This is a genomic window from Anabaenopsis tanganyikae CS-531, from assembly GCF_029891675.1.
Lineage (GTDB): Bacteria > Cyanobacteriota > Cyanobacteriia > Cyanobacteriales > Nostocaceae > Anabaenopsis > Anabaenopsis arnoldii.
Map to the genome: position 1 here is coordinate 1 of NZ_JANQDF010000045.1, position 21,531 is coordinate 21,531.

The 21,531-nt window shown below is 43.5% G+C and carries 17 protein-coding genes; 4 read left to right on the forward strand and 13 right to left on the reverse strand.

The window, feature by feature from the left end; translation table 11 throughout:
* Positions 1-428: 428 nt before the first annotated feature.
* The 6 genes from infB to radA all read right to left on the reverse strand — a co-directional run bounded on the left by infB (position 429) and on the right by radA (position 9,800).
* Positions 429-3,593 (reverse strand): translation initiation factor IF-2, encoded by a 3,165-nt coding sequence (gene infB, locus NWP22_RS04745; protein WP_271731774.1) that lies wholly within the window; start codon positions 3,591-3,593, stop codon positions 429-431.
* A gap of 418 nt (positions 3,594-4,011) precedes the next feature.
* A complete protein-coding gene (locus tag NWP22_RS04750) occupies positions 4,012-4,281 on the reverse strand; it encodes a YlxR family protein (protein ID WP_271731773.1) in 270 nt (89 codons plus the stop codon).
* Positions 4,282-4,431: 150 nt separating this feature from the next.
* Positions 4,432-5,709 carry a transcription termination factor NusA gene (nusA, locus tag NWP22_RS04755; RefSeq protein ID WP_271731772.1) on the reverse strand — a complete coding sequence of 426 codons (1,278 nt, stop codon included), beginning with the start codon at positions 5,707-5,709 and terminating at the stop codon, positions 4,432-4,434.
* 253 nt (positions 5,710-5,962) lie between these two features.
* A complete protein-coding gene (rimP, locus tag NWP22_RS04760) occupies positions 5,963-6,424 on the reverse strand; it encodes a ribosome maturation factor RimP (protein WP_271731771.1) in 462 nt (153 codons plus the stop codon).
* 213 nt (positions 6,425-6,637) lie between these two features.
* Positions 6,638-8,071, reverse strand: a complete 1,434-nt coding sequence (locus tag NWP22_RS04765; RefSeq protein ID WP_271731770.1) for a hypothetical protein — start codon at positions 8,069-8,071, stop codon at positions 6,638-6,640.
* Positions 8,072-8,273: 202 nt separating this feature from the next.
* Positions 8,274-9,800 (reverse strand): DNA repair protein RadA, encoded by a 1,527-nt coding sequence (gene radA / locus NWP22_RS04770; RefSeq protein ID WP_271731769.1) that lies wholly within the window; start codon positions 9,798-9,800, stop codon positions 8,274-8,276.
* A 170-nt stretch (positions 9,801-9,970) separates the two neighbouring features.
* On the opposite strand from radA, the gene rpaB reads away from it, so the two are divergent.
* The 3 genes from rpaB to NWP22_RS04785 all read left to right on the forward strand — a co-directional run bounded on the left by rpaB (position 9,971) and on the right by NWP22_RS04785 (position 11,952).
* Positions 9,971-10,699 carry a response regulator transcription factor RpaB gene (gene rpaB / locus NWP22_RS04775; RefSeq protein WP_200989741.1) on the forward strand — a complete coding sequence of 243 codons (729 nt, stop codon included), beginning with the start codon at positions 9,971-9,973 and terminating at the stop codon, positions 10,697-10,699.
* A 68-nt stretch (positions 10,700-10,767) separates the two neighbouring features.
* Positions 10,768-11,430, forward strand: a complete 663-nt coding sequence (locus NWP22_RS04780) for a cofactor assembly of complex C subunit B (protein WP_271731768.1) — start codon at positions 10,768-10,770, stop codon at positions 11,428-11,430.
* Between the two features lie 6 nt (positions 11,431-11,436).
* Positions 11,437-11,952, forward strand: coding sequence for a DUF456 domain-containing protein (locus NWP22_RS04785; protein ID WP_271731767.1), 516 nt, complete (start codon positions 11,437-11,439; stop codon positions 11,950-11,952).
* A gap of 5 nt (positions 11,953-11,957) precedes the next feature.
* On the opposite strand, the gene nblB is transcribed toward NWP22_RS04785, so the two are convergent.
* From nblB to dpsA, 7 genes are all read right to left on the reverse strand, one after another.
* Entirely contained in the window at positions 11,958-12,629 is a 672-nt protein-coding gene (nblB, locus tag NWP22_RS04790; RefSeq protein WP_271731765.1) for a phycobilisome degradation protein NblB, read from the reverse strand.
* Positions 12,630-12,674: 45 nt separating this feature from the next.
* Positions 12,675-13,133 carry a CBS domain-containing protein gene (locus NWP22_RS04795; protein ID WP_271731764.1) on the reverse strand — a complete coding sequence of 153 codons (459 nt, stop codon included), beginning with the start codon at positions 13,131-13,133 and terminating at the stop codon, positions 12,675-12,677.
* Positions 13,134-13,253: 120 nt separating this feature from the next.
* A complete protein-coding gene (gene mutT, locus NWP22_RS04800) occupies positions 13,254-13,676 on the reverse strand; it encodes an 8-oxo-dGTP diphosphatase MutT (protein ID WP_271731763.1) in 423 nt (140 codons plus the stop codon).
* A 165-nt stretch (positions 13,677-13,841) separates the two neighbouring features.
* Positions 13,842-14,189: a DUF760 domain-containing protein gene (locus tag NWP22_RS04805; RefSeq protein WP_271731762.1), complete on the reverse strand. Its 348-nt coding sequence runs from the start codon at positions 14,187-14,189 to the stop codon at positions 13,842-13,844.
* 227 nt (positions 14,190-14,416) lie between these two features.
* On the reverse strand, positions 14,417-15,373 hold the full coding sequence (locus NWP22_RS04810; RefSeq protein ID WP_271731761.1) for an RNA polymerase sigma factor, RpoD/SigA family: 957 nt from the start codon (positions 15,371-15,373) through the stop codon (positions 14,417-14,419).
* Positions 15,374-16,105: 732 nt separating this feature from the next.
* On the reverse strand, positions 16,106-19,381 hold the full coding sequence (carB, locus tag NWP22_RS04815) for a carbamoyl-phosphate synthase large subunit (RefSeq protein WP_271731760.1): 3,276 nt from the start codon (positions 19,379-19,381) through the stop codon (positions 16,106-16,108).
* Positions 19,382-20,092: 711 nt separating this feature from the next.
* A complete protein-coding gene (gene dpsA / locus NWP22_RS04820; RefSeq protein ID WP_271731759.1) occupies positions 20,093-20,647 on the reverse strand; it encodes a DNA starvation/stress protection protein DpsA in 555 nt (184 codons plus the stop codon).
* Between the two features lie 589 nt (positions 20,648-21,236).
* Between dpsA and NWP22_RS04825 the strand changes: the two genes are divergently transcribed.
* Positions 21,237-21,527, forward strand: coding sequence for an Asr1405/Asl0597 family protein (locus NWP22_RS04825; RefSeq protein WP_280792108.1), 291 nt, complete (start codon positions 21,237-21,239; stop codon positions 21,525-21,527).
* Positions 21,528-21,531 lie beyond the last annotated feature (4 nt).

Here is a 21,531-nt window from a genome sequence, read left to right on the forward strand (position 1 = left end):
GCTCAAAATACTTCTTCGTGCAGATGGTTATTCTTACTCGCACCTTGATTATATCATCACGGCGAATCAATTCGCCGTTGGCACTTCCTCCACTGTCTAAAGCCAAGTGGAGGAAGTGCCTTTTTTGCGATTTTCTTGTGACATCATTCTAAACTGATTGCAAGCAATAGAGTATAGGCTTCTCATCTAATCCACCTATTGCCATGCCTACCCATCCTAGGCTATCGGAGGCGATGAGCTTTGCTTTAAGTCTACTCAATGCTCTACCGCCGATATAAATTTCTTACCTTCCTGAGGAAACTACAAAATACCGAGACAATTCATCAAGGGAGCAGAAGGCATTGATGAGTTTTGAACTGTGAGTTATGCACTCATTTGATCTCAAAACTCATCATTTTCACTCACAACCCAGAAATGAGCAACCAGCACTATTTCGTCAATGTGAGTGTACGACGCTTAGTTACCATTTGGAAGGCTTCAATCAAGTCACCTTCTACCCAGTCATGGAACTTATCAATGTTGATACCGCATTCATAACCGGAGTTAACTTCTCGCGCATCTTCCTTCATCCGTTTGAGGGAGTCAAGGACACCTTCATAAATGACCTTACCGGCACGACGCACTCGCACCTTGCAGTTGCGAACCAATTTGCCAGACTGTACATAACAACCAGCCACGGCTCCACGCCCCACAGGGAAGACGGCACGGACTTCGGTTTGGCCAAGGGGTTCTTCCACCAACTCTGGTTCCAGCAGACCTTCTAAAGCTCCTTGGATATCTTCCAAAAGTTTGTAGATGATATTGTATTCCCTCACATCCACCCCGGCTTCATCGGCGGCTTGTCTAGCGCCACTAGCATAGGTAGTATTGAAACCAATGATCACAGCGCCACTAGCTGCGGCTAGGTCAATATCGGTTTCAGTTATTTCCCCAGCGGTTGCCAATAGCATACGAATTTGAACTTCGTTTTGGGGGATTTGTCTGAGAGATCCAACAATAGCTTCCACAGAACCTTGTACGTCTGCCTTTAAGATTAAGTTGAGTTCTTTCAACTCTCCCTCTTGTGCTTGGGCCGAGAGGGTGGTCAAAGTGACACGCCCTTGTAACAGACGGGATAGACGTTGTTTGTCAGCGCGATCACTAGCCAGGGTTCTGGCTTCTTTTTCGTTAGCGAAGACCTGGAATTCATCGCCCGCGGCTGGGACATCACTTAAACCGAGTACTTCCACAGCAAAAGAAGGACTAGCAAGCTCTACTCGTTTGCCTCGGTCATCTACCATTGCCCGAACTTTACCAAACGCCGAGCCGGCCACTAACATATCTCCCACATGGAGGGTACCATTCTGAATCAGCAGGGTAGCAACTGCGCCTTTTGCCTTATCCAGATGTGCTTCAATCACTGTGCCCTTAGCAGACCTGTCTGGATTGGCACAGAGTTCTCCCACTTCTGCTACTAGCAAAATCATATCCAGAAGCGTATCGAGGTTTTCGCCCTTGATAGCACTTACAGGAACCATGATTGTTTCACCGCCCCACTCTTCAGGTGTGAGACCATACTGAGTGAGTTCTTGTTTAACTCGGTCTGGTTGTGCGCCTTCCTTATCAATTTTGTTAATGGCAACAACAATTGGTACTCCGGCAGCTTGGGCGTGACTAATAGCCTCTACCGTTTGGGGACGAACACCGTCATCAGCAGCCACTACTAAAATCGCAATATCAGTTACCCTTGCCCCCCGCGCCCGCATAGCCGTAAATGCCTCATGTCCGGGAGTATCAAGAAAAACTATCTGCTGTTCTTTTCCCTCATGTTGCACATCCACATGGTATGCACCAATGTGTTGGGTAATACCACCAGCTTCCCCAGCAGCAACCTTAGTTTTCCGAATGGAGTCAAGCAGAGTTGTCTTCCCATGGTCTACGTGACCCATAATTGTCACCACAGGGGGACGCCGCTGGAGTAGCTCCATATCTGCCACATCAAGCATTTCCGTGACTTTACGGGCTTCTGCTTCTGGTTGAGCAGTTTCCACTTCTATCTCCAGATCTTTTCCTATTAAGGTAATGGTGGGGATATCCAAATTCTGGGTGATACTTACAGCCATACCTTTGAGGAAAAGGATTTTCACAATCTCTGTATCGGCGATCGCAAAAACATCAGCCAGTTCTTGGACTGTCATTGGCCCTGTGATCACTACCTTTTCAGGACGTTCACGCTTTGTCTCCAATTCTTGGCGACGGTTTTGGTCGCGACGAGAGAAGGATTTTTTCTTTCTAGCAGTTGGGGCGCTAATAACTGCTGCTGCAGGTGACTGTGTACCTCGAGCAGCTTTTGGTTTAGGAGGACGGGCGATGGAAAGACTAACCTGGACTGTAGCTGGTGAGTCTTGATCCTCATCATCGAGTAAATCCTCTTCTTCAAAGTCATCTTCAACGATTGGTTTAACCCGCTTGCCTTTAGGTCCTACTTTACCGGACTTTTCCTTGATTTCGTCAATAATTTCTTCCTCTTGCCACCTTTTACCACCTTTAGCCAGACGCGGTGGTGTGGGGCGTTTCAAATCAAGTAGTTCCGGTGCGATCACATCAGTATCCAGGTCGGGTTTTACCTGTCCCCCTGACATGGGTTTTGGCGGAGTAGCAATTGGCATTGCGGCTACAACTTCTGACGGACGTACTGGACGACTAGGTCTTGTCCCATCTGCCAGTGGTGCACTTCGTAACCGCTGCTCCTGGTGACCTTGTCCGGGCGGCCGATTGCCTTTTTGTTCTGCTTTGACTGGATTTGTGGGAGTAGCACGATGCTGTTTTGCCGCTGGGGCTTGTGGGCTGTCACTGCTAGTGCCTCGTTGCGGCTTCTGCTTGACTTGATCGCGCTTGAGTACTGGTTTTTCTGTGGAACTCTGGCCGATTCCTACACGGTAATTTCCAGCCACCGGTCTGGCTGGCGGCTCCGCCAGATGGGGTTTTTGCGGTTTTTCCGCTTTTGGTTTAGGGGAAACCCCACTTCGGCTGCGTTCAGTTCCAGCTTTTTCAGGTTTTGCGGCTGCTCTTGTTTCTAGCGCCTGTGTATTAGAAACTGGATCTACTGGTTTGATTGCAGGTTCTGGTGAGGTCTCAGATTGATTCCGGGGTACAGGTCGAATTGGTGCCGTCGGCTTCATGGGTGAGACTGGTGTATCGATTGGCTCTGATTGTGAAGAAGAATGAACTTCTGAGGAAGCAAGTTGGCTATCATTAGCCACTGAAGCTTGGGGGGCGTTTCGGGTATTATTTCTCAATATTTTGGGTTTGCGAATTTCCAAAATTTGTGGTTTGTGAGGTGGTGTAGGTCGATTGCGATTGCCTCCGGCACTGCGCTTTGCGCCATCGCCAGGTTGTGATGTATTTAGTTTACTAGATGTATTGTTGCCTTTCAAATTATTAGCCGTCAGTTTTTCGGCAGCCGTGCGTATACGTTCTGCCTCAGATTCGGAAATAGTGCTGCTATGGCTTTTAACCGCGATTTCGAGCTGATCGCAAATAGCTAATAGCTCTTTGTTATCCAAATTCAATTCCTTTGATAATTCGTAGATTCTAACTTTGCCGTTGTTCATCCACTCTTCCCCTTTAATTTACAGTTTTTTAGCGGATGGTTGCCTGGTTTCGGACATCTCCATCCTTCGATTACTGTTTTAGGTTGCCCTTGGTGATTTTGCCGGTGCCTCCAGTCAGGAAAGAGAGATATTTCGGTTTAACTCTGACATCTCCACCAATAATCATGATGGTTGATGCCCAGCTGCCCCTGATCGCTACCAGGTTGCCATTCTTTAGTTTTTTGTTTTGCTGATTCTGAGTCTTCCACAACACAATCGAGTAAAACTTTTTGGGGGTATTGCCCTGCCACTCGTCTTGTAAAAAAGCCGCTGGTTACTACACCCATTTACTATTTTGGCATTCACCCCATTAATTGCAGAGTCGGCTTTATGCACAAAGACTCTGGGGATTACCGCCTCCAGGTTTTTCCACCCGTTGTTAATTTTGATTTTGGGCATGGGTTTGGCCTAGACGTTGCCACAATGTTTGATACAGTGTTTCAGGCACTGATGCATGTAGCGATCGCCCCAGTCTATTTTTTTTCTGAGCCGCTTGTAGGCAACTCATTTGGGGGCATATATAGGCAGAACGCCCCATCCCCTGATCTAATTGTACCTTTCCGGATGGAAAAACGCGGACAACCCGCCAAAAGTCTTCTTTCAAGCCGACTTGACGGCAACTAATACAACGTCGATAATTCGGTTTCATTGGTCTTATTTGACTACAGGGGAGCAATCTGGTTGTGAAAATAAAGTTGGCTTTACCAATCTTTACTTAATAGTGGCATGATTGATTCTGTGGTAATCATTAAGACTAGTAATCTTGTCAATAGTATAATAACTGCATCAGAGTCATAAGTTAATCTTGATCACTGATCTCAAAAATTTCTTCCTCCTGTTCTAGTTCCTCTTGGTTTTCATAATCTAGCTCCTCCAATTCCAGATCATCTGCCTCTGGTTTATATTGGGCTCGTGCAGCCGCGAACTTAGTATCCTCTCCCGTATAATCGTACTTAGCTTTGTCTTTGATGTCGATTTTCCAACCAGTGAGACGGGCTGCTAAACGAACATTTTGTCCTTCCTTACCAATAGCTAAACTCAGTTGATCTTCAGCTACAAGTACGTGAGTTTGGCGGGTTTCAGGATCCATGAGACGGACTTCATCCACCCGGGCTGGACTCAAAGCGTTAGCAATATATGTAGATGGATCTGGAGACCAACGAATCACATCTATTTTTTCCCCACGTAATTCGTTGACTACTACTTGAATGCGTGACCCCCGTGCACCAATACAAGCGCCAACTGGGTCTACATCCCGCTCAAGGGTATCTACTGCAATTTTAGTCCGAGGACCAACATAACGGGAAGGCGGATTAGCTTCTCGTGCTACGGCAACAATTCTGACTACCTCATCTTCAATTTCTGGGACTTCGTTAGCAAACAGATAAACAACCAAACCAGCATCAGCACGGGATACTAGCAACTGAGGACCCCGTTGTTGCCCTTGGGAAACCTTTTTGAGATACACCTTAAAAGTAGCATTAGCCCGATAATTATCATTGGGGAGTTGTTCTCGCTTTGGTAATTCAGCTTCCACTTCCGGCTGACCAAAGCCACTGGCCACTGCCAAAATCACCGATTGTCTTTCAAACCGTAAAACTCTAGCTTGTAGGACAGTTCCTTCTAAGTCTTGGAATTCTTCTTGCACCATTTGGCGTTGCTGATCCCGGAGTTTCTGAGCCAGCACTTGCTTGGTTTGCATGGCTGCCATGCGACCAAATTCTCGCTGATCTGGGGTGACATCCAGCACTACAGAGTCTCCCAATTGTGCTTCAGGAGCGACCTGTTGCACTTCATCGAGGGATATCTGATGGTCGGAGTTCTCCACTGATTGCACAATGCTTTTCGTAGAAAGAACGCGAAATCCTTCTCCTTCGATGTCAAGTTCTACCTCGAAATTCTCAAAATACTCTTCATCAAATTGTCTTCGTTCTAAGTTTTGGGCGCGACGATAACGTTCGTAGCCTTTAAGCAATGCTTCTCTAATAGCTGACTGAACTGCTAGACGTGGCAAATTGCGCTCACGACTGATACTTTCAATTAATTCTTTTAATCCTGGTAAACTAACCATTGACATAAGTAATCTCCTTTAAAATCGAGTCTAAAAAAAATAGGGATAAGGAAAATTAGAGGCGCAATTAATCAACCCGCGCCCTGTCAACTTTCCCAAGTTAGAGATAATTCATCAATTACCCCTAATAAACTCTCCTCTATACAAAGGGGTGGAGAGTGAGAAACTACACATTAGAGGCTTGGGATTAGAGAAAAGTTTGACTCTACTCCCTAGCCTTTTACTTCCAGTTACTGTTGTCTAGCTCTGAGTTCCTCACCTATGGGTGCTCATCTAGTTGCACCCTAGTAATCAGAGTGCGGGGAATTTCGATCACACGACCTTTTTGGTTTAAGTAAACAGTGACTTCATCCCGGCGAATCAACTGACCAATCCACTCTTGTTGTCCATCGTAGGGTTGGGAAGTGGAGATAATCACAGGAAATCCCTTAAAGGAAATAAATTCCCTGTCTGTAATTAATTGTCGTGAAATTCCAGGACTGGACACTTCCAAGACATAAGCATCTGGAATGATCTCCGCCGCATCTAAGGAAGCTTCTAAAGCCCGACTCATAAGCTCACAATCATTCAGTCCAGTGTCTTTTTGAGGGTTGCGGATATCTACCCTTAATACTGGAGGACGCTGGTTAGTCTGAAAAACTATGCCAACGAGTTCCAAGCCCAGTTCTGCTGCTACTGGTATTGCCAAATCGATAATTTGTGAAACTAAAGGATGAGTCATGCGAAATTTCAATAAAAAAAGTGGGCATCGACCCACTTCCTGCGATAGGGATATCTTCCAAGAAGTCTTGTGACGAATCAATAATGGTTCGTCTCTCTTCCGAGTTTAGCGCATTTCTTTAAGAGTCTATAGTAAATAGTCATTGGTCACTGGTTATTAGTCAATCTCTTGTGCCCTTATCCTCCTTATTCCACTGATATCCATCATTTTGAGCTAATTTTGGTTCTTAACCGGGAGAATGTTATTGTTATCTACTGATGCTTGTATTTTTAGCTGTCTGGTTTGTTCCATAATCTGGTCTATGTCTTCTTGGGATAACCGCTGGACATAGTTGAGCTTAAGTTCTTCGAGGTAGTCAGACATTAAGCTTTGAATTTCCGCAATTACGTGTTTTTGCTGTACTTCTTCGGAGAATATTTTGCTAAAGCTTTGCGCTAGTTGAATAGAAAGTTTGCCTCCTACAGGGTCTTTCATAGCTGTAGTGACCGCGCTGTAAAGGTTTCTGGTAAGTTGAGTTGCTAGTTGCTCACTGAGTTGGGCTTGTATATTACCTAATCCCCAAGGTACAAGGTGGCGATAAAGAGGGACTTGATTAATGGTGGTGGCAATATTGTGACGTAAAATGGCAATGATTTCTGGTTGAACTTTCGGCAGTACTTGATAGACTACAGTTTGCACTAAAATATTCGTGATCGCTTCTATTTCATTGATGTTGTTAATATTTATATAGGGACTCGCATTTTGTTTTTGCGTCAGCCATCTGGTGAAATCGCCGCTGCGAATTGAACCTTGAAGCTGGTTAATGACTCTGACTACCACTATTTCTGTGAGGTCTTCGGCAAAATTCGCTAATATTGATTGGTTTATTTGCTGCTGCAAGGGCTGAAGATTTAATAACCTGGCTTGGTGTAGGCGCACTGTTACCGGTATTACCCGTAACCAACGCCAAAAAGGCAATACTAAGAACAAGTCATACCAGCGCCACAATATAGCATTTACCCAGGTAAAATTGGGATGACGACTGCGCAAATAAAAGGAGCACCCCAATAATTCTATGCCAAATAGCAAGATAAAGGGTAAATCAATCTGCCAAAAGTTATCAAGCAATTCCCCATTTTCCCCGATGCGGCGGAAATAGTTGCTGGCTATTAAAGGTCGGATTTGTCTGTTAAAAAAGTTAATCTCTTGGTTCCATCCTTGTGTCGATAAATACTCTCGACTCCAGAAGGTATTAAAAGACTGTTTTGCAGATTCTTGACCGATGCGATCGCGCATCCGATTTTTAGCTTTTTCAAAATTACCACCTTTATTCACTGCTGCAAAGGGGTTACCGTCCACCATCTCATTACTGAGACGACCAAGTTCTTCTAACTTAATTTTGGCTTCTGGGGAAGTTAGCCCCGTTTGACTCACCTGGTCTTGGAGTGCGTCTACTTTATTTAAATAATTTCTCGTTTCTCTATGGTCTTCAATACCCTTAACAGGGTCATAAACTCGGGTAATTTGGGGTAAATTCCGTAAATAGAAATCCCGCCACGGTATGTAAGTTAAGTTAAAAAATACTAAACATAAATTAACCGTGGCCATGATTGCCATGACCCTTTCAAAAAGCAGGTTTGATGATTTTAAAGGCTTTTGTTTACTCATTGACTGTGATTATTTGCTCACTGGTTGGGCTTGTGCGGATATAATACGGATATATATACAGCACCTCTCCAGTCAATGAACTACACAGATATTAATATAGTAAATCTCATGGGACGGGCAGGCAAGCCCGTCTTCTAAGCAGATGAGATATGCTGTATATTTAGGGTGCTGGTTTCCGGAAAAACTTGTCAATGAGTTACCCCTACTGTGAGGTGTATTCCTCCTCCTCCAGTTCTAAATCGCTGTCCTCTAGGGTTTGGTGGGGAATGGCGGCAATAATTGCATCTATCACTTTAGATACTGCTAATATCTCGATGTTAAAATCGGGGTATTTTTGCCCTTTAGGAACGATTGCTCGTTTAAATCCCAGTTTAGCAGCTTCTTTTAATCGTAGTTCCATTTGAGACACAGATCGCACTTGTCCCCCTAATCCCACTTCACCAATTAATATTGTACCCGGCTCAACTATGCGATCGCGGAAACTGGCAACAATAGCGACGGCTATTCCTAAATCCACCGCTGGTTCCTCCACATTTAAACCACCCGCTGAGGCCACGTAAGAATCTAATTTTGACATGGGAATCCCGACCCGCTTCTCTAAAACAGCCAGAATCTGCACCAGACGGTTATAGTCTATCCCTGTACCTGCACGCCGGGGAGAAGGGTAACTAGTAGGACTGACCAAAGCCTGTAATTCTACTACAATGGGGCGAGTACCCTCACAAGCTACCACAAGAGCTGTTCCCGGTGCTGGGTCATCACGGTTACCTAAAAATAACTCTGAAGGATTAGGCACTTCTCGCAGTCCGTTCTGCACCATTTCAAAAATACCAATTTCGTGAGTGGCACCGAAACGATTCTTGACAGTTCTTAATAACCTGTGGGAGGCAAAGCGATCGCCCTCAAAATATAATACTGTATCTACTAAATGTTCTAAAACCTTCGGTCCGGCGATGGCTCCTTCCTTAGTGACGTGTCCGACAATTAACATCGTAATATCTTCATGTTTTGCCACCTTCATCAAAGCTGCTGTACACTCCCTCACCTGGGCCACAGAACCGGGTGCTGAGGTCAGCGCCGGAAAAAATATTGTTTGAATACTGTCAATTACCGCCAGATTCGGCCTTAGTGAGTCCATCTCCTTTAATATTTCTTCTAAGTCTGTTTCTGGTAATACATATAAATCAGCATTTATACCCTCTTCTCCTACCTCGTTTGCTGTGGCTTCTGATTGCTCACTGGTGAGATGCTGGGTTTTTGCTACTCCCAAGCGAGAGGCTCGCAATTTTACCTGTTGTCCTGATTCTTCTCCTGTGACGTAGAGAATGCGGTATTTTTGCGCTAACTGGTTTGATACTTGTAGTAGTAAAGTAGATTTACCAATTCCCGGATCACCACCAATTAGCACCATGGAACCAGGGACAACACCACCACCTAGCACGCGATCAAGTTCACCATACCCAGATTCCCAACGGGCGATTTGGCGATCGCTAATTTGATCAAATGTCAGGGAAGCTCTAGGTTTTGCTGGTTTAACCGTAGATTTACCAGGATTGTGACTTCCTTGCCAACCAGTTATCCCACCCCTAGTCAGCACATCTACTGATGATTGAATCGTAATTTGCTCTTCTAAAGAATTATATGTACCACAAGCTGGACACTTACCAAACCACTGGGGAGATTCTGCTCCACACTCGTTACAAATGTAAAAGGTTTTAGGCTTTGCCATTATTTAAAGTTGTTCAAAAATCTTAATGTTTTCTTAATTGTTGGTCAAAACTAAAATCAAATAAGAATAAGAGTTAGAGCTTTTTCCCAATCAATTGATGGAATGATATCTTAATATTATGGTATTAAAAATTAATCATGTTAAATTTTAGTTAAGGAGCATAGAGAAACTTGGAAAGCCATAAAGAAAAAATCTTGGTGGTAGACGACGAAGCCAGTATTCGCCGGATTTTGGAAACGCGCCTTTCCATGATTGGCTACGATGTGGTCACTGCGGGAGATGGAGAAGAAGCTTTAGAAACCTTTCGCAAATCAGAACCTGACCTAGTAGTGCTAGATGTGATGATGCCAAAGCTGGATGGCTACGGCGTATGTCAAGAATTGCGTAAAGAATCCGATGTTCCCATTATCATGCTAACAGCCTTGGGGGACGTTGCCGATCGCATCACCGGTCTAGAATTAGGTGCTGATGACTATGTTGTCAAACCATTTTCCCCCAAAGAGCTAGAAGCTCGCATTCGCTCAGTACTCAGACGAGTAGACAAAACAGGGGCTTCTGGTATTCCTAGCTCCGGGGTGATTCATGTTGGTAACATTAGAATAGACACCAACAAACGCCAAGTCTACAAAGGGGATGAGCGCATTCGGTTGACAGGTATGGAATTTAGTCTCCTAGAGCTACTAGTTAGCCGTTCGGGAGAAGCATTTTCTCGCTCAGAAATCTTACAGGAAGTATGGGGTTACACACCAGAACGCCATGTAGATACCCGTGTCGTAGACGTACATATTTCCCGTTTGCGGGCTAAATTAGAAGATGATCCTAGTAATCCAGAATTAATTCTCACAGCTAGAGGTACTGGTTATTTGTTTCAGAGGATAATTGAACCAGGCGAGGAATAAGCACAGTTGTAAAAAGTCAATAGTTGTATTCTCGCAACTAATGACTAATCACTAATGACTAACCACTAATGGCCAAATCTGACCCCAATAAAATTTTACGCCGTTTACCCCTAGCTGTGGGTGGGTTAGGCGCTGTACTTTTGCTAATTAACCGGTTGCTGACTCCAGAACTAACAGAGTCCCAAGCACGTGGGGATGTAGTGGGCGTAATTTTGAGTGCAGTTTTGATTCTCACAGGTTTAATATGGCAGCAAGTACAGCCGCGATCGCCTGATTCTGTAGAATTAATTGGGGAAGAAGGTTTTGTACTTGCACCAGACTTACCAGAGACCGTCAAAACCGAACTAGCGTGGGCATCTCGTTTATTATTAACTAATACAGTCACCCGCTCACTGGTAGTAGTGTATAAAAACCAGGTTCTCCTGCGTCGTGGTATTCTGGGTGCTAAATCGAAAGTAATACCAGGTCCCATCCTCAAACGAGTATTGGAAACACAAAAGCCAATTTATCTCGTAGCTTTGAAAGTATACCCCGGGAGAATTGAATTTGATTACTTACCAGAAAACACACAAGGTGTAATTTGTCAACCAATTGGTCAGGAAGGAGTGATGATTTTAGGAGCCAATGCACCCCGCAGCTACACCAAACAAGATGAACAATGGATTGCGGGAATTGCTGATAAATTAGCAGTAACCTTGCATTCCTCCTTGCTAGCTAATATGGAGATTTAAAACCTTATGCTTACTTATTGGCTACTAATTACCCTCATGGTAGTGGGGGTAATTGGTTCGGTGGTTCCCGGTATACCCGGAAGCAGTTTAATTCTAACTTCTATGATTATTTGGGGTATACTGGGTAGTTCCTTTGCAGCCATCAAAATACCACTGGTTGTCACAATTGTAGTTTTAATTCTCAGCATCGCCGTAGATTTTCTAGCTGGCTACTTAGGAGCAAAAAAAGCCGGTGCTAGTAAGTGGGGACAAATCGGCGCTATCCTAGGATTGATATTAGGCTTTTTTGGCTTACTACCAACCTTACCCTTCGGCGGACCTCTGTTAGGAATTTTATTAGGTCCGCTACTAGGCGCAATTATTGCTGAGTTTATTTACCGACGCGAACTATGGCCAGCAGTTAAGGCTGGTGTAGGCATTATAGTGGGTTCGGTAATTGGAAACTTAATTCAAGGAGTTTTAGCGATCGCCGCAGTTGTAGTTTTTATAGTCACAACTTGGCCTCAAGTATATGGAAGTTGAGAGAATCAAGCCAAATTTAAAGATTTTTTAGCTTCATTAGCTACCGCTTCCACTTCGTCATCAGTAAGAGTTTCTAAAAGCAAGTGAGCATCAGTACCACCTAAACGACTCAAAGCTTGAACAACCCTATAACGGATTTGCCAGTCGGAGCTAGTAATAAAGGGAGCTAAAAGGGGAACTGCTTCCATATCTCCCAACTCACCCAACGAACTAATCGCAGCTGTTTGGACTAATTCATTTTTTGATGATAGTGCTTCTTTGAGTAGTTCAAAGCCCCGTGGATCACCCAACTCTCCCAATGTCGCAATAACACTAAACTGCACCAGCCATTCAGGGCTTGTATTGTAAAGTTGCTGTAAATCTTCAAAAGCATCTTCGAGTTTTAACGCCCCCAAACAATCAGCCGCAGCAGCTTGTACATCAGGTTCAGGGTCATTGAGCATACCGCGCAATACATCCAAAGACAACTCTAAATTTTGCCTTCCCAGAGTATCCATCTGACTTACTGCTGAGTATCTTACTCGCGAATTACGGTCACCCATAGCAACTTGAATCAGTTCAAAAGCCGTTGCTGGTTCCAGTTCACGAACTTGATTAACACCACGCAAGCGATCGCCCAGATTTTCCGAACTCAGCAACTGCCGGACAGACTCAGAAGTAATATTAGTAATATTCATTTATTTGTCCTAAATTTTGTAAATTTTTTTAAAAAGCCTTGAATATTAACTACTTGCCATAGCCCGAACAATATCACCACGGGTAAGGATACCAACCACCTGACTCTCGCCGTCAATCACTGGTAGGCGGTGAACATTCCGTTCATGCATCAATTGTGCTGCTGCTTTGACAGTTTTATCCGGTGAAATACTTACAGCATTGGGACTCATTACCTCCCCAACAGTTTGTCCCAATACCTTGTGTATTTCCCTTTCATAAGTAGCGGGGTTTTGTAAATAGATGACGCTGTCTAGAAACATGATGTAAGCCGGAGGAGTCACACCAGTTTCTTGCCACATCAAGTCTGTTTCTGAAATAATACCCACCAGCTTACCAGCGTTATCCACCACTGGTAAACCACTAATGCGTTTTTCTGCCATAATTTGAATGGCCTCCTGAAGTGGAGTTTCCTTTCCCACAACAATTGGGTCACAGGTCATAACATCACTAACGGTCTTAGGCATTTGCTTACTGATACCCATGCAGTTAATGAAATATTATATCATCCCCCCGGCAACAGGATCACTACTTAGATAATGCAACAGGCTCCAGTACACCAAAAAGTCTTTTATTCAAAAATAATATCAATTTCTAACTTCCCGCCTTAACGCTGCGATAATTTGACTATTAGCCTCGGGAAAGGTAAATTTTTCCAGATCATCCAAATCCACCCAGCAAATTTCATCGCACCCTATGGTTTGAGGAATACCCATAATTAGACGACAATGATACACCATCAGAGTAACCCGCAAATGAGTATAAGTATGATCAATAGTAATTAAATGCTCTCCCACCGCGATTTCTATGGCTAGTTCTTCTTTAATTTCTCGTTTAATACATTCTTCGATGGTTTCACCAGGCTCAATTTTGCCTCCGGGAAACTCCCATAAACCACCCATCACACCTTGGGGAAGACGACGATCAATTAAAATTTGCTGATGCTGGTTCCAAATTACCGCCACACCGATAATTTTGTGAGGTTGGCAAGAAGAACTAGTTGTACTCATATATTATCGGGGGGTGGAGACTCCGCTAAAGTAAAAAAGTTAAGGGGATTATTGGTGAGTCCGTCCTCCCCGGAGACTAAATGCCCTGCACGCACACCCATTGCCTGAAGGCGTTTGATGTAAGATTTAGGTAACAGTATTGACTTTTTTAGGGAAAATTAGAAATCATGAGTCAACTGCGTGATGATTCTCTTCGGTTCCTTGTAAAACAGTTTCAAAATGCATTCTCTGTTCAGCGTTCCGGAGAAAATAACCGCTAATCATTGCCGAAGCCAGTAGCTGACCAAGACTTTCCCGACTGGTGGTGATTGTAATGTCGAAGTGTTCTGAAGGTAGGTTGCCTAATAATCCAATGATATTACGCTCCATTACCTGAATAACTTCAGAGGAAGTTGGCTTTGATAGTTGGGTAACTGTGTCCGGAGTCAGAGATTTAACGTATTGCCACAGTAAGTTAGTAGTTTCTGAATCACCGTTAAAAAATTCTGAGACCTTCTTGGATTGGTTACTCATCTTGTACCTCCTGTACTCACACTACTAACTGTAGTGTGGTGTTTGCAACTTGAATAATAATTTAGTTATTTGAACAGCCGATAAACTGTTCCTATCAATCTAATTTAACAGTCTAAGTCCATGCTTAAAGTCGATGTAACCGTACCTCCAGTAGCGTACTTTCTCATCTTAACCTAAACTCTGCTCACAAGTATTCCTGAGAAAGACGCGATCACTCGCGTCTGTACTCAACTTGCTAAATATTCGTTCATGTTAGCTTTAGATTTACGAAGTTTACTTAAGGCTTCTCGTTCGATTTGCCGGACTCGTTCACGACTAATCTGGAGAAGATCACCTATTTTCGCTAAAGTTAGAGCCTGTCCATCTAGTAAGCCAAAGCGCAATTTAATTACCTCCTTTTGTTGCGGGGTAAGTTCATCCATGAGGCGCTCTAAGTCAGAAGATAGAGAAGACTGCATGACAAACTCTTCTGGAGAAGCTCCGGGATCTTCTAACATTTCCCCCAGTTCGGTGTCGTAGTTATCACCCAACCGCAAATCTAAAGATAAAGGTAACCGCGCCTTTTCCAGATACTCCCGTACCTGTTTGGGTGTTAAATCTAACTCTAGAGCCAGTTCAGCAGCTGACGGTGCGCGTCCCAGTTGTTGCGATAATTGCCGTTGTGCCTTTTTGATTTTATTGAGTTTTTCAGTAATGTGAATTGGTAATCGGATAGTCCGAGCCTTTTCAGCGATCGCCCTGGTGATGGCTTGACGTATCCACCAATAAGCATAGGTAGAAAATCTGTACCCCTTGGTGGGGTCAAACTTTTCTACACCCCGCTGCATCCCAATACTACCTTCTTGAATCAAATCTAATAGATCAACGTTACGCTTAATGTACTTTTTGGCAACTGATACTACCAGACGCAAATTGGCTTCTACCATCTTGCGTTTAGCGATTTCACCCTGGGCGATCGCATCTTCCAACTCTGTTACTTCTAGATTTGCAGCTTTCGCCCACTCTTCTAGACTAGGTTGACGACCCTTCTGGTTAACCAGAGAATCCCTGACATCGTGCAAAATACGAGAAAATTGCACCTGTTTACCGTAGAAAATTTCCTCCTCGTGGGTTAAGAGTGGCACACGGCCAATCTCACGCAGGTAAGTCCGCACGAGGTCTGTGGCTGTCTGAGCGGTCTTCATGGCGCTACTCTTTGGTAATTAATGATGGATGTAACGGTAGGGTAATTAACTGATCTTTGTTGTTGTGGGATATAACCCACTGAGAATAATAACTGTTGCTCAGGTTACTACTTTATACATTCCGATGTGATCATCGGCTACTTTGTTCCCTGGCTTAGGGCTTGGCGGCTAGACTCTATAATTTATGTCTCATTTTCCACATCTGTCTTAGGTTAGATAAAACTTAATAAATCAAACATTTCTTGTATCTATATTAAAAACTGTAACATTTATGATAAAAGATGCCAATACCTGTAGACGCTGATTTTTGTGACATTTGCTAATGGATATCATTATCTTTAGCAATGGTTAGAAACACTACCAGTGGACATAATTGGCGAAATCCACAGGTTTAATCACCACAAGTGTTGTATTTTGCCCTTTTCCTCCTGTTTTAATCTATGCGTCTTGCCAGAGCCACAATTTATAGAGTTCGATCACATTTGTATCCTCTTGATTACGAATGACCTTAACCCCGCACCATAGCTGTGCTAAGAGCGTATCCAGACTTATCCCATTACGAAATACTAATCGTATTCGCTCATATTTCTTAACATATCTCAATATAAATAATAATTATGGTTCTATAATAATTACTTAATTTTTCCTGTAAATACTGCTGAGTGGACATTACCCAAAAAAGCAAAGTGGTCAACTTTGCCTGACCACTTTGTTCGTATAAGCCCGAAATTCTCAGGTGCTAGCCCCTAATTCACCCACCTTGCAGTAATCTTGGATCACCTTGACATCTAAAGTAGTATTTTGCAGCGAACGAATAGCTGCCACAGTAGCTCTAGCGCCAGCAATAGTAGTCACAATGGGGATTTTGTAGGCTAAGGCTGTACGCCGGATTAACCTAGCATCAGTTTGGGCTTCTTCCCCAGAAGGTGTATTAATAATCAATTGAATTTTCTGATTTTTAATTGCATCCAGCACGTGGGGACGACCTTCATGGAGTTTCAGGACTAACTCAACATCTAGCCCGTGTTCCTGGAGGACACGGCGTGTACCTAATGTAGCCATGACAGTAAAGCCCAATTGCATCAGTTCCTTCACCACATTCGCCGCGTCAGATTTATCGCGATCGCTCATGGAGACAAACACAGTACCCTTAAGGGGTAAAAACTCGCCAGCAGCTAATTCTGCCTTAGCAAAAGCCCGCCCAAAGTCGGTGTCAATCCCCATTACCTCACCAGTCGAGCGCATTTCTGGACCTAATATAGTGTCAGTTCCCGGAAATTTATTAAACGGTAATACTGCTTCCTTCACAGCGATATGAGATGGAATCACTTCCTGAGTTAAGTTGAGTTCTGCTAAAGTTTTCCCCGACATAATTAAAGATGCCAGTTTTGCTAAAGGTACACCCGTAGCTTTAGATACAAATGGCACAGTACGCGAAGCCCGGGGGTTAGCCTCTAGAATATAAACTTGGGGAGAATACCCTTGCGCGCCCACAACAGCAAACTGAATATTCATCAATCCGACCACAGACAATGCTTGAGCTAATTGCACCGTCCAAGTGCGGATTTGTTGCAGAACTGCTGGAGACAGGGAAATGGATGGTAGAGAACAGGCAGAATCCCCTGAGTGAATACCCGCCTGCTCAATGTGTTCCATAATGCCACCAATCACCACATTCCCCGTGTGGTCAGCGATGGCATCCACATCGACTTCAATGGCATTTTCGAGAAACTTATCAATTAAAATAGGATGATCTGGTTCTACCTGAACGGCAAAGGTCATGTAACGTTCTAATTCTGTATCAGAATAGACAATTTCCATGGCTCGTCCTCCCAAGACGTAACTAGGGCGCACTACCACTGGATAACCAATGCGTTGAGCGACAATCAGCGCATCTTCGTAACTGCGAGCAATACCATTAGGGGGTTGAGAAATATTCAACTGATTAAGAATCTTCTCGAAACGTTCTCGATCTTCCGCCATGTCAATGGAATCCGGCGATGTTCCCCAAATTTTCGTGGGGAGATCGGTGTTCTGGTTAAGAAATTCCTGTAAAGGAACCGCCAATTTTAGGGGTGTTTGTCCCCCAAACTGAATAATTATACCTACGGGATTTTCAGCTTCGATAATGTTGATCACATCTTCTTTGGTTAACGGCTCAAAGTACAGGCGATCGCTCGTGTCATAATCTGTAGAAACCGTTTCAGGATTAGAATTAACCATAATTGTCTCAAATCCCGCTTTCTTCAAAGCATAGGCCGCGTGACAACAACAATAGTCAAACTCAATTCCCTGGCCGATGCGGTTAGGACCACCGCCCAAAATCATCACTTTCGGCTTAGTGGTGGGTAAAACCTCGGTTTCTGCTTCGTAGGTAGAGTAATAGTAAGGAGTGAAAGCTTCAAACTCAGCCGCACAGGTATCTACAGTTTTATAAACCGGAATTACTCCCAATTGTTTACGGTAATTGCGGACTTCATCCTCACTCGTCTTAGTAGCAAAGGCAATCTGGCGATCGCTAAAGCCATCCCGTTTAATTGCATATAAATGCTCTTTTGTCAACTGGTGTAAAGGTGTGCGCTTCAGGAACTTTTCCACATCCAGCAGTTGCTGCATTTTATCCAAGAACCACGGATCAATGGCCGTAAGTTCGTAGATTTCCTCGCTACTTAACCCCAATTGTAAAGCATGGCGCACCGCAAAAATGCGATCGGGATGAGGGGTTCGCAATTGAGCGCGAATTTGTTCACCACTTGGCAACTTTTCCGATTGGTCACAACCCCAGCCAGCCCGTCCAGTTTCTAGAGAACGGAAAGCCTTTTGGAAAGACTCATTAAATGTCCGCCCAATGGCCATGGCTTCACCCACTGACTTCATTTGAGTTGTCAGCACAGGGTCAGAACCAGGAAACTTTTCAAAAGCGAAGCGGGGAATTTTAGTAACTACATAGTCAATAGTCGGTTCAAAGGATGCGGGGGTTTGCTTAGTGATATCATTTTTAATTTCATCCAGGGTGTATCCCACAGCTAGCTTGGCCGCAATTTTGGCAATGGGGAAACCCGTAGCTTTGGAAGCTAGGGCGGAACTGCGGGAAACACGAGGGTTCATTTCAATCACCACCACATCACCAGTCACGGGATTAACCGCAAATTGGATATTAGAGCCGCCGGTTTCTACGCCAATCTCCCGGATAATTTTAATTGCCATATCCCGGAGCCTCTGATATTCCTTATCAGTCAGCGTTTGGGCAGGGGCAACAGTAATGGAATCACCCGTGTGAATCCCCATCGGGTCTAGGTTTTCAATCGAACAGATAATCACTACATTATCTGCCAAATCCCGCATGACTTCCAACTCGTATTCTTTCCAACCGAGTAGGGATTGGTCTATGAGAATTTGCGACACTGGGCTAGCATCTATACCTACCTGTGCCATTTCTTCAAATTCTTCTTGATTATAGGCAATACCGCCACCAGTCCCCCCCATTGTAAAGGCAGGACGTATAATTAGGGGATAACTGCCAATGCGATCGGCGATTTCTTTGGCCGCTGATAAAGATGAAGCCGTACCACTAGGACAAACAGCCACCCCGATTTTTTCCATAGCTTCATTAAACAGTTTGCGGTCTTCCGCTTTCTCGATGGCTGGTAATTTAGCGCCGATTAGTTCAACGTTATACTTATCCAATGCGCCATTTTTCGCTAGGGCTACGGCAAGATTGAGTGCTGTTTGTCCTCCCATGGTAGGTAGGAGGGCATCAGGGCGTTCTTTGGCGATAACCTTTTCGACCATATCCGGTGTTAGTGGCTCAATATAGGTGCGATCCGCTGTTTCTGGATCAGTCATAATTGTTGCCGGGTTAGAATTAACTAAGACTACTTCATAGCCTTCTTCTCGCAGTGCTTTACAGGCTTGAGTACCGGAGTAGTCGAATTCACAGGCTTGACCGATGACGATAGGACCAGAGCCTAACAGTAGTATTTTCCGGATGTCTTGACGGCGGGGCATAGTTGTTGCGTTGGAGTAAGAGAATACAAATCCTGATTATTTTAAAGGTCTTTCGCCTTTGTCAGATTATTTATTATTAAGTTTTCCAGGTTGGATAGCGCATAGGGACTGGGGGGCGCTTACCTAATACGCCAGCCATTGTATCAAGGAAACTACTATAGCCTACCTTTTTGTGGATGTACTGTCCTTGTGCAGTATGGCTGATTACAAAATATATGAATCCTCCATAAGTTCCACTGCTTTTCCCACCATCAAGCAATTTTTGAGGTAAAGGTCTAATTTTCTTCCCATGTCCCGTCACATTTTTATTAAGATATGTAAGTTTTCTAGTAATAGAATAAATTATCAATAACAGAAATTGGACTATTAGTAAATATCTTCAATTGCAACTAATACTTTTTAGAATATATCTGAGAACTTTATCTAATTTGAGTGATTGGAAATCATATCTACTACGACAAAAGCCACGAACCCGGGCTTAAAAGCCTTGGTATAGTAGCGAATTATTTTCGCCAAAAACTTTTCATATATCCTCCAAGTTTCATGGTCAGTTTATGTTCTAACTAGCTTGAACATTATTGCCATACATTAAAAAAGCAGGTGTTTCAACCCTTGGGAGTTAAAACACCTGGCTTTTGTATATCTTCTTAATGTTTAAGTCTGTCAACTACTATCTGAGAGCAGACTTGACGCGAATCCAATTATCAAACTCTAATTTTCAGCAGTTTGGACAAATCCTAAAGTTAAGCTATCTTTACCCAGGAAATGAGCTAAATGGTAAGCCCTTTCCTCAGTTTTTAACAGAATTTGTTCATAGAGATAGCGGGTACCACGGTCGCCTAAACTCTCTGCCTGAGAAGCTTGACGACGAATAACCTTAATAATGGCTTGTTCTGCTGCTAAATCATTTTCTATCATTTGGCGGCAAGAATATACACCGTCGGGTTCTGGCTCAAAACAGGTAAGTTCCGCTAACTTACTAAAACTAGCCGCTGGTACACCACCCAGCCCGTTTAGGCGCTCGCCAATTTCATGGACATGACTTTGTACTTGTTCGTAGTTGTCGCTAAAGAACTCATGCAGTGAGTAAAATTCTGAACCTTCTACTACAAAATGATGCTTTTGATATTGTAAATATAGTGCTTGGAAGCTAGCTAACACAACGTTGAAACCTTCTGTTACCGGAGCAGTAACACTATGATCTAGCAGTACAGGATTGTCATAAACCTGACCAAAATTTTGTACTAAAGTTTGTGTATCAGACATTGTTCTCCTCGCTTTTTCACAGTTATGGCTTTTAACTGCTTATCTTTTATATATTAACATTTTTAGAAGAAATCAACAGCGATTAATAACAAAAAAATTAGATTTTTATTTCTGTAAATATGGTTTTTTATGAGAACTGGAATGATGCCAGGGATCTCATCACAGTTATGATTAATCAACTAATAACAGTATCTAGCAATTATTTTCTAAACATAACCAATCTCATCCCTTCCAACTTTCAGGTTTTTCATCAGCAAAGGAGATGATCTTTACGTTTCCACCCGCCAAACAACCCAGGTAATTAGGGGAATTAGTAAAATTTTAACCTTCTAGGGGATGAAGTTTAACAATTTCAGTCATTTTCCCGCTCAAACATGGGAGATTTCCAGTCATTGGTCGCAATGAGTCACAACTCAATCGCCTATTCCTCCCACACTCACCACTACCCACTTCCTAATTCATAACCGGAAAGTATGAGAAATTTGTGATCTTTTTTTGATTCAATTGAGAAAACTTTTCATTTAAGGTATGCTGATATTAAAGAGGCATTATTCCCCAAGATTTTTCAGTTCAGGGGCTTAAAGCACTAATGGGTTGCAAGTTGAGGGCTAGTCTGTTGAAACGGTTACGTTCACAAATCGAGAAAAATTTTATTGTAGGCGTAGAGGTGGACTGGGCAGACCGATGGCAAGTGTATAAACGCTTACATGAATTAGATATCCCCTGTTCCTGTGAGACTAACCAACCATTGAGGGTTGAGATTAACACCCCTTTAGCAATGGTTCAAGTCTGGTCTGTAATACAGCAGTTAACAGCATCTCGACAGGATTTGATTTGGAGTCTGGAATGCTGCTGGAAAAGTCGTTACCGAAATTTCTGAAGTT